Annotated in this window: 13 protein-coding genes; 6 read left to right on the top strand and 7 right to left on the bottom strand. The window is 44.2% G+C overall.

Annotated elements, in window-relative coordinates; translation table 11 throughout:
• The first annotated feature begins 166 nt into the window (after positions 1–166).
• The 5 genes from ACUM5Y_RS00555 to ACUM5Y_RS00535 all read left to right on the top strand — a co-directional run bounded on the left by ACUM5Y_RS00555 (position 167) and on the right by ACUM5Y_RS00535 (position 4,373).
• Entirely contained in the window at positions 167–1,327 is a 1,161-nt protein-coding gene (locus tag ACUM5Y_RS00555; RefSeq protein WP_445974900.1) for a DUF6152 family protein, read from the top strand.
• Between the two features lie 13 nt (positions 1,328–1,340).
• Complete coding sequence (locus ACUM5Y_RS00550) at positions 1,341–1,796, top strand: hypothetical protein (protein WP_445974899.1); 456 nt, start codon at positions 1,341–1,343, stop codon at positions 1,794–1,796.
• Between the two features lie 9 nt (positions 1,797–1,805).
• A complete protein-coding gene (locus ACUM5Y_RS00545; RefSeq protein WP_445974898.1) occupies positions 1,806–2,279 on the top strand; it encodes a hypothetical protein in 474 nt (157 codons plus the stop codon).
• 232 nt (positions 2,280–2,511) lie between these two features.
• Positions 2,512–3,696 (top strand): murein transglycosylase domain-containing protein, encoded by a 1,185-nt coding sequence (locus ACUM5Y_RS00540; RefSeq protein WP_445974897.1) that lies wholly within the window; start codon positions 2,512–2,514, stop codon positions 3,694–3,696.
• Positions 3,697–3,809: 113 nt separating this feature from the next.
• Complete coding sequence (locus tag ACUM5Y_RS00535; RefSeq protein WP_445974896.1) at positions 3,810–4,373, top strand: TetR/AcrR family transcriptional regulator; 564 nt, start codon at positions 3,810–3,812, stop codon at positions 4,371–4,373.
• Here ACUM5Y_RS00535 and ACUM5Y_RS00530 read toward each other — a convergent pair.
• From ACUM5Y_RS00530 to ACUM5Y_RS00520, 3 genes are all read right to left on the bottom strand, one after another.
• Positions 4,364–6,034, bottom strand: a complete 1,671-nt coding sequence (locus tag ACUM5Y_RS00530; protein WP_445974895.1) for a lipoprotein N-acyltransferase Lnb domain-containing protein — start codon at positions 6,032–6,034, stop codon at positions 4,364–4,366. The two genes, ACUM5Y_RS00535 and ACUM5Y_RS00530, sit on opposite strands and share 10 nt — an antisense overlap.
• Positions 6,035–6,039: 5 nt before the next feature.
• Positions 6,040–6,405, bottom strand: a complete 366-nt coding sequence (locus tag ACUM5Y_RS00525; RefSeq protein ID WP_445974894.1) for a PEGA domain-containing protein — start codon at positions 6,403–6,405, stop codon at positions 6,040–6,042.
• Positions 6,406–6,507: 102 nt separating this feature from the next.
• Positions 6,508–7,719 carry a multidrug effflux MFS transporter gene (locus ACUM5Y_RS00520; RefSeq protein ID WP_445974893.1) on the bottom strand — a complete coding sequence of 404 codons (1,212 nt, stop codon included), beginning with the start codon at positions 7,717–7,719 and terminating at the stop codon, positions 6,508–6,510.
• Positions 7,720–7,974: 255 nt separating this feature from the next.
• Here ACUM5Y_RS00520 and ACUM5Y_RS00515 point away from each other — a divergent pair, with 255 nt between their 5' ends.
• Positions 7,975–8,223, top strand: a complete 249-nt coding sequence (locus ACUM5Y_RS00515) for a hypothetical protein (protein ID WP_445974892.1) — start codon at positions 7,975–7,977, stop codon at positions 8,221–8,223.
• Between the two features lie 71 nt (positions 8,224–8,294).
• Here the strand turns inward: ACUM5Y_RS00515 and guaD are convergent, their stop codons facing one another.
• The 4 genes from guaD to dbpA all read right to left on the bottom strand — a co-directional run bounded on the left by guaD (position 8,295) and on the right by dbpA (position 12,820).
• A complete protein-coding gene (gene guaD, locus ACUM5Y_RS00510) occupies positions 8,295–9,596 on the bottom strand; it encodes a guanine deaminase (RefSeq protein WP_445974891.1) in 1,302 nt (433 codons plus the stop codon).
• Positions 9,597–9,720: 124 nt separating this feature from the next.
• Positions 9,721–10,992, bottom strand: coding sequence for a glycerate kinase type-2 family protein (locus ACUM5Y_RS00505; protein WP_445974890.1), 1,272 nt, complete (start codon positions 10,990–10,992; stop codon positions 9,721–9,723).
• A 68-nt stretch (positions 10,993–11,060) separates the two neighbouring features.
• Entirely contained in the window at positions 11,061–11,435 is a 375-nt protein-coding gene (locus ACUM5Y_RS00500) for a VanZ family protein (protein WP_445974889.1), read from the bottom strand.
• Between the two features lie 2 nt (positions 11,436–11,437).
• Positions 11,438–12,820 carry an ATP-dependent RNA helicase DbpA gene (gene dbpA / locus ACUM5Y_RS00495; protein ID WP_445974888.1) on the bottom strand — a complete coding sequence of 461 codons (1,383 nt, stop codon included), beginning with the start codon at positions 12,818–12,820 and terminating at the stop codon, positions 11,438–11,440.
• Positions 12,821–12,849 lie beyond the last annotated feature (29 nt).

Raw genomic sequence — 12,849 nt, 5'->3', positions numbered from 1 at the left:
ATTGCTCAGTTTTAATGAACTCGTGTTCTTAAGCCGAGATTTACTCCTAAGGTGCGTTTTATAGGAGGTTTCTTTACATGGCTTTACTCTTCCCTCGCTTGTTGGAAGACAAGCCCCTTAGGTAAAATTTTTTCCACCTTAGTCATGTATTTTAAATGAGATCAGTATGAATCAGTTGCTTTCCAAAAGTTCTTTGGTGCTGTTATTCGGTGCCTCCTTAATAGCGGGAAAAAGCTATGCGCATCATGGAGTTAATGGCCAATTTGATGAATCCAAAACCATTAAAGTAGAAGGGGTGGTGACAAAAAGCCGCTTGGTAAACCCACACGCATATATTTACTTTAATGTTTTAGATGCTCAAGGGAGTCCTGAAGAATGGCGCTGTGAATTGGGCACAGGCAGTGTGCTAAAACGCGCTGGTTGGACTGCTAGCACCTTTGCTAAGGGCAAGCAGATAAAAGTCATTGGTTCTCCTGCTCGTAATGAAGAGCACGCTTGTTATGTGCATACCATTACTTTCGAAAACGGTGTCACCATAGATCGTAATTCCATTTTTGATAAAGCCGGTGAGCTGGTAAAAGAAGCGCGTAAAACCACTCTTGCAGACGGAACACCAAACCTATCTGGTACTTGGGTGGCTCAACGTCAAAAACCAGAAGGCATGCCGCCAGAAGGTATGCCATCAAAAGGTGGAGCAGGAGAGAGAAGACCACCTGGGCCACCACCGGAAGGTGCGCCGCAATTTGCTGGTGGTAAGCCATCTGGTGACCGTCCACCACGAGGGGATGGGCCAAATCAATTTGTCTTAACGGCAGCGGGTAAAGCCGCCGTAGCGGATTATGACTTTGATGAATCGCCTCGTTTGCATTGCAGTGCGACCAATGTCATAGACGATTGGACCTTCGATCAGCTAGTAAACAAGATTGAGCAGACCAAGGATGATATTGTCATCGACTATGGTTTCATGGACATCAAGCGTACCATTCATTTGGATCTAGACGAGCATCCTGAAGATATTGAGCCGAGCATTAGCGGGCATTCTATCGGCCACTGGCAGGGTAAAGTCTTAGTGGTCGACACAGTGGGCTTTAAGCCCGGTTACATTCATGCGCCGCCAGTTAAAAACGGTGCGGCTATGAACAGCGACCAGCTGCATCTAGTAGAGCGTTTTTATCTGAGTGACGATGGTCTAACCCTTTATCGTGAATACGAAGGTGAAGACCCTGTTTACTTGGCAGAGAAATTCTCTGGTAAGGATGAGGTGAAATTAACCGAAAGTCCTTATGAGCCTTATGATTGCGCAGATCTAACTAACAAGGTTCAGTAACGGGAGAATGGAGGTGGAAGTTTTAGAATGGCTAGAAATGTCATCTATCGGCCTTTGGGTTTCCACCTCTGTGTGGGGCTATCCGATCGTTTTAACACTCCATACCCTAGGTATGGGGACCTTGGTCGGATTGTCCCTCATGATTGCGCTACGAGTTTTAGGAATGGGCAAGGGCGTTCCGCTAGAGCGTATTAATCAATTTTGGAAATGGGCTTTAATAGGGTTTGTGGTGAACCTAGTGTCTGGCTCTACCTTGTTTATTGGTAATGCTAGTAGCTTTTGGTACAGCTGGCCGTTACGAATTAAGTTGCTGCTGATTTGCGCTGGCTTGCTGATGACTCATCGGCTCGTAAAGGCTGCGGCCAAAGACTCCCAACCCACTATGAAGCACAAAGCGCAAGCCATTGTCGCTATGGTTTGTTGGCTCGCGGCGTTAATAGCAGGCCGGTTAATTGCCTATATTTTTTAAGGTTGGGGTATGTTCGGGTTAGAAGCACTTATCGCGTGGTTGGGATCATCTGCACTGAATCAATACATTGTGAGCCATAGTTATGTTTGGCCTACTTTAGAAAGCCTGCACTTTATTGGCCTGAGTTTACTGTTTGGCGCCATGTTAGTGATTGATTTATCTGTGTTAGGGCTTGCGGGTAAAGTCTCTTTTAATACGCTAAAAAAGTTTGTCTTGGTGTCGCTTGTCGGTTTCATGGTCAACCTAATTACGGGCATTGGTTTTATCTTTGGTGACCCTAGCCGTTATTTCTCGAATCCTTCCTTTGTTTTGAAAATGCTTTGTGTGTGGCTTGCCTTGTTAAATGCTTGGTATTTTTCTTCCAAGGTGCGAGGTTTGTCTTCTCAGGAATTTCCTTTGTCATTAAAAATGTCTGCTGGTGCATCATTAGTTTTGTGGTGTTTAGTGCTAATTTTAGGCCGCTTTATCCCTTATGTAGAGTAGTGGCTGCATCGCCGAAAATACTCTGTTATCACACTTAATCCATTTCTTTATTTTGGCTAAGCTGTTTCGTTTTAATGACATCTAGTCTTTTCTAGTGACTTCGATTGCCCTGATGAGTGCCTTGGCTTGGCTTTTGTCAGTTGGCATCGGCCAAAGAATACGTTATCTTGACAATTTATTGTTATATAAGGCGATTTAAGCGCATGAAATCGCGAAGATGGGTATTTCCTGAATGTTAAAAAAGCCGTTTCATAAAGCCATTTGGTTGATTTTTTCCCCAGTTATTTTGCTGCTGACAGGTTGTCAGTCATTTCTGAATTTTGACTCGGCAGAGTCAGTACAAGAATTGTCTAAGAAGATTAAATCCGCCGAAAGTGTAGAAGACTACAAAGCCATTGCTGAGCAAAGCAAAGAAAGTTACGAATTGCTCCGTGCGGACATTAAAGCCATTAGAGCTTTGTATGCTGAGCTGGATGAAAAGGTAAATGAACGCTGGGGTGAAAATAATACGGAATTGCCCGATAAGAAAAAGTACGTTAAGTACACAGATGATTATCAGGCTCGTACATTAGTCGATTTTGAACAAGGCACAGTGCGTGTTGAAACCCTGGAAAGCAGTAGCCCTTTGGTGAGCCTTCAAGAAGCGGTTACCACGACACTACTCACCACATCGGACCCGAGTAAAACCGATATATTCTCCAGTGATGCCCCGAATGTGGAAGGGGTGCCTTTTTTATACCCTCAAGTGGTGGATCACGATGGTACCCTAGTGCGTTATCGCTGGCGTGCTGAGCGTTATGCTAAATACTTGGTGGAAAATAAACTGCAGCAATACACTCAAGATGGCAAGCAGGTTTATGGGGTTGAGTTCAATTTGGTTGAGCAACACCAACACCTACGCCAAGAAAAATACAGCGAGTATGTGTTAGCCGCCGCCAACCGCTACAACCTAGAGCCTGCGCTGATTTATGGCATTATCGAAACAGAAAGCTCTTTTAACCCTTATGCGGTTAGCCCAGCCAATGCTTATGGCTTGATGCAAGTTGTGCCCGCCACAGCAGGTAAAGATGTTTACAATCTCGTCAAAAAACGCTCGGATGAGCCAACCAAAGAAACCTTGTTTACCCCTGAGCATAATATCGATATCGGTAGTGCCTATTTGTACATTTTGCAGACTCGCTACTTAGTTAAGGTGACCAACAAACTAAGTCAAGAATATTCCATGATCTCTGCTTACAATGGCGGAACCGGAAATGTACTGAAAACCTTTGATGCAGATCGAACTGTTGCTATGGATAAGATTAACCAGAACTCTGCCAGCAGTGTTTATCAAAAACTTAGATACGATCACCCAAGAGCGGAATCTCAGAAGTATTTAGAAAAAGTCACCAAGGCCAAAGCCAACTATGAAGGTTAGGAGTTTGCCTGTGTGGAGAGTCCCTGTGTGGAGAGTCCCTGTGTGGAGCGTCCCTAAAAAGACTTTATAAACCCAGTAATTTGGGTAATTAGAAAAACTAAAATGAGGCGGTTATGGCCAGAGGTCGACCCAGTAAAAAAGCACAGATAATCCAAGCCGCTTGCGAGCTCTTTATTAAACAGGGTTATCAAGGCACCAGTATCGACCAAGTGGTTGCCGCCGCGGCGGTCTCTAAGCCAACCGTGTACAGTAATTTCGCCACTAAGCTGACCTTATGGGAAGCTGTGTTGGAGGAGATTATTCAGCGGGCAGAGCAAGATTTAGCTGCAGAAATAATTCAGCTAACCCAGGCTAAAGAACAAGATGTATTGAGTGGTTGGCTATCCTTGTGGCGTACATGGTGTGCTCAACCAGAAAGGATAGCTACCTATCGAATCCTGCTTGGTGAGCAGTATAAGATGCATAGCTCTACTGTGGCGCTTTTTACTCAGTTTGAAGAGGTTCTGCACAGCCAACTAAAGGCATGGTTAAAAACAGCCCATGGTCCAGAAAATGCATTTTTTACCCTCACGGCAATTAGTAAAGAAGCGATGTTAACCCCCGCATTATTGAAAAAAGAAATACTGGATAACAGCTTGTTGCAGAGCAGTTTAAAAATATTCTTCAATCAAAAGTAGAATGCCAAGGTTGCTTTGAAGCTAGTGCTAGAGCCCTTTTCTTTTGCAGCATTGAGTTCGTAACCAATGGATGAGCTTTCACGCCTGTAAATCGACAGGGAGTGATCTTCAAAGTCTTTGCTTGAGTAGTCTATTGAAAATAGAGGGGATTTGTATTGTATCCCGGCATAGACTGGAAAGCTTGAGGATTCGCTAATTTCGACACTGGGTAAAATGTAAAGTTTTGCTTTATTTATTTGAGTTGCCGCGCCAATAGCAAAACTAATTAACCCCTTCAATTCCTGCTGAGGGTTCTCTTCAGCACCGACTCTTAATCGCCACGATGCTTTTTGAGATACAAAATCTATTGGGTTTATGGCTCTAATATCTAAGACATCAATAGCGTGAATTTTTGTTTCATCGGATGCTTGGTAAATCTCTATGGATGCCGCAGAGAGCTTTGATGAAATACTGTGCTGCTGTCTTTGCTCAAAATGATTAAAGTCTACTGCAGAGAGTTTAAGGCTGACACCTGTCTCTAACAGGCTCAATTTAGCAGAAGATATATTTGTACTGTCTAAGCTTGAATCTACTGGATTGCTAAGGCTAGGAGGGGATTGCAGTAGAAAGCTGTCATATCCAAAAGTATTTAGTATGTCTGAATAGCTGTTGTTGGGTTTTCCATAGGTATTAAAGCTTAATCTAGAGGCTAAGATAGCTGATTGCTCTACATTGTCATTATATTTTTGTGGTCGAATATCACCTCTATAGTAGCCTTTAACAATAGTCTTTTCTTTATTTGATAGCTCATTGTTGTGTTTGTGAAACCTAGAAAATAATGAATTCAGCTCAAATTGTTTTTGATTTTTCGAAAGCTCGTATATTTTCTTTTCAATAGATATAGGGGTAATAATGTAAGGCGCTTCATCTAGACAATTGCAGCTGTTCTCTAGAGCTTCATAAATATACGTCGAGCAGTTTTTAGTGAAAAAATTATATTCTATATCTCTGTTGGATAAATTCTCAAAATGCTGTATTAATCTTTCTTTATCAAATTCATCGGGATCTAGTTTTATTAGTTTGAGTTCACGAGACTCTTGGTTATTGTAATGATCTATTATCTGATGAAACGGGATGAAATTAACTTGGGCCTCTATTTCAGAGAAACCGCCTTTTATGATTTCTTCGAACGGGCTGAGCTCGTCGGTTTTGGCTAGAACAGAGAGTACTGGTGAAAAATAAAAGTCATTCGGATCTAGGAAGAGTATCATCGAATGACCAAAGTAAGACATGGGAGACTTAAGGCTTTCACCCGCTAATACTAAATAGGCATCCTTGTGTTTAAGAGACTCAAAAATATTTTTTGCTGGCATTTCTCCATTTGCACAGTTTGTAAATAGCTCGGTGATATTGTTTCTTAGCTCAAAAGGGGTATTGATATTTTTGAATTTTTGAGATGTTAGTTGCTCTGAGGAGCAGCCTAAATTTTTTAGTTGAGAGCTTAAGCTTTCGTATGCCAAGCCTGACTCTGAATGAATTTGAGATAATATTGCTGAAGAGTTTTTTAGTAAAAACTCAGAAAGACTTACGTCAAAGTTAGGCGTTTTCGCAAAGACAGTATATGGAGAAAGCAAAGCTACCAATATAAAAATATTTTTTAAGAAATGATAGCCTTGCTTCATTACTTTTACTGTTTAGGAGGCATTTCTACATAGATCGCGTTAGGAGCATATTCGTAAACAGCGCCGGTTATAAAGTCAGTAGTAGACAAATCCCAGAAGATATTAAGGACACCTACAGGGTCGAACGACTTTGTAATTTCTCTGGTAACAGTTTGATAACCATCTTTGGTAAACATAACTGTTTGAGCTTTATTTTTCTTAAATGAAGCGCTTACAGGTGTTTGACCGATTAATGCACCATCCACATAAACATTTACGCCTTCAACATCAGAGTTAAAGGTTAATGTTTGATTCGTACCTGACATTACGGTTGCACAACCAGATAAAATAAGAGTAGTAAATGCTACCAAAGCAATTAACAATTTTTTCATTTTAGTTCCTTTAAAATTAAAGTTCATATTTTCGAAAGCGTATTGTAAAGACTGAGCAGGCTAATAACAACTACGCTTTTTATTAGGTGATTAGTAACGAACCTAATTGGGCTCTGAACGACCTTTTTCCGCCCAATAAATAATCATCATTGAGATGAATCCCATCAGCATAAAGCCAGACGATAAAGGCACTAGGGTGTTGTCGTACATCTGGCCTATGATCGCGCCAATGCTCATGGACATGATGGAAGAAACCGAGCCAATCACAGCAGAAGCGATACCCGCCACATGACCCATAGGCTCCATGGCTAGGGCATTAAAGTTACCAAACAATAGACCGAAGCAGAAAAATAAGATGGCCGCATAAACGAGGAACATCCATAAACTGATGGTCATAAAGGCATGTAAGCCAAGAAAAATTGCTGAAGAGACCACCACTGTAGAAATCGCACGAAAGGCTATGGTCTTAGCGCCATGCTTTTCGACAATACGAGAGTTAATAAGGGAGGAAAAACCCAAAACTAACGCCAAAACTCCAAAGTACACAGAGAATAGGTTGCCTGTCTCAAACTGCACTTGGAAAATCTGCTGGGAGGAATTTAAGTACCCCATAAAGCTGCCAAAAAACAGCCCCATACACAGGGTATAGCTGGCGGTAATGCGGTTGGTCAGCACCTCTTTAAAGCCATCCATAAAACCTTTTCGAGTGAAAGGAATGCGATTTTCTTTAGGTAAGGTTTCTTTTAAACGCAAGCCCACCCAGCCAATGAGAAGCACGGCATAGAGCAAATACATTTCGAAAATGCCCCGCCAGTCGGTCAGTAATAAAATGATTTGCCCTAGAGAAGGGGCGATGGCAGGCACTAGCACAAAGATCATCATAACCACTGACATAACCCGTGCCATTTGTGCTCCGTGGTATAAATCACGAACCAAAGAAATCGCGGAAATATAAGGCCCAGCAACCCCAAGGCCTTGGATGAAACGGCCTATCATCAAAGCTTCTAAGGAGTCTGCTTGATGACACATGATGGTGCCCACCAGATACAGTGCAAAGCCTGAAAATAGTATAGGGCGTCTGCCTAAGGCGTCGGATAGCGGTCCGCAAATGAGCTGACCAATCGCCATTCCAAGAAATAACATACTGATGAGTAACTGTGGCTGATTGGCGGTGACTGCACCCAATTCGCTACCAATAATGCCCAAAGCAGGCAATAAAGCATCGATAGAGATGGCTACGATCGACATGAGCAAGGCGACAAGGATGGTAAATTCAGTAGAAGAGATGCCTGAATGGTTGGGCCGATTATCCATATTATTTCCGTATAAGAGGTGAGTTAAGTCATGCTATAAAGTTGCAGAGCAAGGCTTAATGATTAGGCGCAAATTATACTCAGGAATGTAAGTCACAGGTCGTCATAATGTGTAAGAAATAAGAATAAAGGGCGGTTGGAGTGGATGGCACTTACTCAGATGTGGCTCTTTGCCCATTGCATTAGCGGTCTGGTTTTATCCGCTTGCAGATAACTGGTATCCTTGCGCGATTAATTGAGATTAGAGTGGATAAAAATGATTAGTGATAACCATGTAATTGAAAGCCTTGACGAGCTGGAAACCTTTTTGCGTTTAATCGAAACGGGTGCTTTAGGTTTAGATAATGTTTCAGGAATTGCTTTGGCAACCAATAATGCGAATGGTCGTCCATTTGTCGCGGTATTGGATGATAATCAGCAGCTATTGTTGGGGCGTTGGGTTAGCCAAGAAGTGTTCGAAAACGGAAAAGATATGGTGCGTTACGGCACGAAGAAGCCTCATTAATTAAAGGCTGCTCTGTGCTCTCCAACTTAAAACCACTTATCAGTCGATAAGTGGTTTTTTGCTTTGTGGGCTTATCTTTGGTGTACGCATTGACCCGCTGAGTAGGTGGCCTTGATGGCGCGATCGTCACCTATGGTCATGAATACGAACAATGTCTCTTCGATATTCTTACTCAGCGCCAAGCGAGACGTCAGTAACGGCGTGGCTTTTTTATCTAGGATAATAAAGTCGGCTTCAGTGCCTACCGCAAGGTTACCTATTTTGTCTTCTAAGCGCAGGGCTTTAGCGCCCCCTAGAGTGGCAAGGTAAAGGGATTTAATAGGGTTTAAATTCTCATTTTGCAGTTGGATAACCTTGTAAGCTTCATTCATGGTTTGCAGCATGGAGAAGCTGGTACCACCTCCCACATCTGTACCTAAGCCCACATTTACTTGCTGCTTTTCGGCTTCGCTAAGTCGGAATAAACCACTGCCTATAAATAAGTTAGAGGTTGGGCAAAAAGCAATCGCAGAACCGGTTTCATGGAGTCTGTGGTACTCGTGGTCGCACAAGTGTATGCCGTGGGCAAACACAGAGCGCTCACTTAATAACTGGTGTTGATCATACACATCTAAATAATGGCGGCTTTGGGGGAAAAGCTCTTGTACCCAAGCGCACTCATCTTTGTTTTCAGATAAATGGGTGTGTAGGTATACATCCTCGTATTCCCCTAATAATTTACCTGCCAGTTGTAGCTGTTCATCACTGCTGGTGGGAGCGAAGCGTGGGGTAATAGCGTAGTGCAGGCGGCCTTTATTGTGCCAAGCATCGATCAACGCCTTGCTGTCTTCATAGCTGGTTTCAGGGGTATCCGTGAGGTAATCAGGGGCATTGCGGTCCATCATGACCTTGCCACAAATCATTCTTAGATTTTGCACTTCACAGGCTTCAAAGAAAGCTTCTACTGACACCTTGTGTACTGTGCCGAATACCAGAGCTGTAGTCGTACCGTTTCGTAACAACTCTGCTAGAAAACGTTCGGCCACTTCTCTGGCATGTTGCTTATCGCTAAATTTGCTTTCTTCTGGAAAGGTATAGGTATTGAGCCAAGTGAGCAGTTGTTCCCCATAGGAGCCGATCATGTCGGTTTGTGGGTAGTGAATGTGAGTATCAATAAAGCCTGGGGTGATAATGCCGTCTGGATGATGCTCTATTTCTATATCTTTTGGCAGCTTAGGCAATAGCTTGTCCGCATGGCCAATCGCGTGGATTTTGTCATTCTCTGTTACCAGCAGACCATCTGCAAAATACTCGTAGGCGTTTTCAATACCTACTTCTTTAGGGTCTGCGATACAGTGCACAATGGCCGCTCGCCAAGCTTTTAGTAAACTCATTTATTGCCTCATAACCTATATGGAAAAATAGCTGAACTGTTAATTTTTGACCGATCGGTTTGATATTAACAGTTCTCGTAGCGGCTTTCACTATGGTAAAGGACGAATCCTATCTTAGGGGCAATTACTTCTCAATGAACACCGCTCGAAAGTCATTAACATTGGTTAAGGTCGGGCCGGTGATGATGGAAAGGTTGAGCGCCTGAAAGAAGCTATGGGCATCGTTATTATTGAGATAGTCTTGCGGTGACATGCCTTGTTGTAAGGCACTGTCTAGTGTGTGTTCATCGATCAGGGCTCCGGCGATGTCTGCGGCGCCATCGACACCATCCGTATCTCCTGCTAGGGCGGAGATCTTCGGCATGCCTTGTAAACTAATGGCCAAAGAAAGTAAGTATTCGACATTGCGCCCGCCAACGCCATTGCCCTTCATCGTTACTGTGGTTTCGCCACCAGAAAGAATCACACAAGGAGGCTGAATAGGCTGACCAAAAGTGCGAACTTGGCGCGCAATTCCCGACATCATAATGCCGACTTCTCGTGCTTCCCCTTCAATACTGTCCCCTAGAATAATGCTGTTAATACCTGCTTGTTGGGCTACCTTTGCGGCGGCTTCTAGGGCCATTTGTGGGGTGGCTATCATGCTGGTGGTGCAATTTTCGAGGCGTTTATCATCCGGTTTAATGGTTTCATAAAGGCCTTTTTCTAGATTCTCTCGTATCAAAGCTGAGACTGGAATTTTGTATTTATCAATGATTCTCAGGGCATCTTCACAGCGGCTTTCATCGGCAACTGTTGGGCCCGAGGCAATAGAAGGGAGATCATCCCCTGGCACATCCGAAATTAACAAGCTGGTTACTTTAGCTGGGTAACAAGCCGCCGCTAAGCGCCCCCCTTTTATGGCGGAAAGGTGGCGACGTACTATGTTCATTTCAATGATGTTCGCACCACTGTTAAGCAGAGCTTGGTTAATTTGTTGCTTTTCCTCCAATGAGATACCGTCCGCTGGTAACGGCATGAGAGCAGAACCACCCCCTGAGATAAGCACGATAACCTGATCTTCTGGGCTGAGGCCTTTAACGCATTCTAGGATGCGTTGACTGGCCGCTAAACCTGCTTCGTCGGGAACAGGGTGGGCCGCTTCTAAAATCTCTATGTGCTCACAATCCACTCGGTAACCATAACGGGTCACAACCACGCCAGATAAGGGGCCCTGCCAATGTTTTTCTAGGGCGCGAGCCATGGCCGCCGAGGCTTTGCCCGCACCAATAACAATGGTTTTTCCTGAGGTCTTAGTTGGTAAGTAACGGGGCACACATTTATCCGGTTGAGCGACGTCTAGGGCGGCATCGAATAGTGAGCGAAGGAAGGTGTTTGGCGAAGTTATTGTTGTCATTGGAGGTCCCTTACAGCGAATAATGGCAATTAGGTGTTCTTCAATTGATGCAGTTTTTATACCAGCCGTCAGTTTGCTTGAGAGCGAGCGATCCTCCCTTGGATGAGCGCTCTAATAATCGTGACTAGGGTGACGCCCAAGGTGTTGGCAAAGAAATCTAGCCATTCACCATAGCGATTCACACTGGGCTGTATTAACTCGATCATACCGCCCCACAGTACTATACAAAACGCCATGATGGCAAAACGCCGCCAAGGGCCGAAAGCACAAAGTAGCGCCCAGCCACCAAAACCTAATATGTGATGGAGTTTGTCGGAGCCCGGTGCAGGGGGTAGGGATTCGATAGGGGTTAGGGTGGCAAGGCTGATGATAATCGCCCCCACAACAAAGCCTGCGGTTTGCGCAGGCCTTGAAAGCAGAGCAGGGAGGATTCGCTTAAGCATGATTAACGTAAAATACGGGCGCGAATGTTACGACCTTTAATCTTTTTGTTTTCCAGCTCTTTGACCACAGATTTCGCCACACTGTTGTCAATGGATACATAGGCATGGAAATCAAATATATCTATCTTGCCCACTTGAGATTTATCTAAGCCTAAACCTGCGGTTAGTGCTCCAAGAATGTCACCTGGGCGCAATTTGTTTTTGCGTCCTGCATCAAAAGCGATAGTGGTTTTTTGTGGAACCAATCGATAGTGTGGGTCAGCGGCGTCTAGCTCAATGTACTGGGCGCTTATGGCGAAGCGTTCTTCAATGTCTCGAACTTTGTAGTCGTCTTTTGAAGTAACAAGGTTTACTGCCGTACCGGCTGCACCAGCTCGACCTGTTCGGCCAATACGGTGGGTGTGCACATCTGTGTCACGGGTGGTGTCGTAGTTAACGACTAGATCCACTTCTTTCACATCAATACCACGAGCCGCAACATCTGTGGCCACCAGTACGCAGCTACTTTGGTTACTAAAGCGTACTAAGACCTGATCTCGTTGGCGTTGTTCTAAGTCACCGTTAATGGCTTGAGCAGCTACTTTGTGATCACTCAAAAAGTCCGCGACCAATTGCGATTCGGCTTTGGTGTTACAAAATACAATTACCTGACGCGGGTCAAAATGCTGCAAGCAAGCCAATAGCGTTTCGCATTTATCGGCATTTTCACTGCGTACAAAGAATTGCTCAATGTTGGGTTTCAAATCTTCCTGTGCTTCAACCTTGATAGACACAGGTTTGTTTTGGAACTCTGCGCTTAAAGATTCGATGGTGTCACTGTATGTGGCCGAAAACAGCAGGGTTTGGCGATTGGCAGGAGTGAGCTCAACGACTTCACGGATGCTGTCTACAAAGCCCATATCAAGCATGCGGTCCGCCTCGTCTAACACTAGCGTATTTAGCGCATTAAGACGCAAGGTGCCTTTGCGTAAATGCTCCATAAGTCGACCAGGGGTTCCGACCACTATGTGAGCACCGTGCTCTAAAGAGCCAATTTGTGGGCCAAATGGCATACCACCGCACAAACTCAGTACTTTGATGTTGTCTTGAAAACGGGCGATTTTACGGATTTCTTTTGAAACCTGATCCGCCAATTCTCGGGTTGGGCACATGACCAGTGCTTGCACCCCAAAATAGCGAGGATTGATTTTCAGCAATAGACCAATGGCAAACGCAATGGTTTTTCCGCTACCGGTTTGTGCTTGAGCAAGAATATCTTTGCCATCGATAATGGCAGGCAAGCTTTGCTCTTGAATTGGCGTGAAGGAGCGAAAGCCCATGTCCGCCAAAAGGCTGGTAAGTTTGCTAGGAAGTGCGGAGTTTAAAGTATGCTGGAACTGGGTCACAAAAGGCCTGTCTTGTTAATAATAAATAA

The sequence above is a fragment of the Marinomonas dokdonensis genome (genome assembly GCF_052747885.1).
Note: the sequence above shows the minus strand (reverse complement) of the source record. Positions and strands in the feature narration are given on the sequence as shown.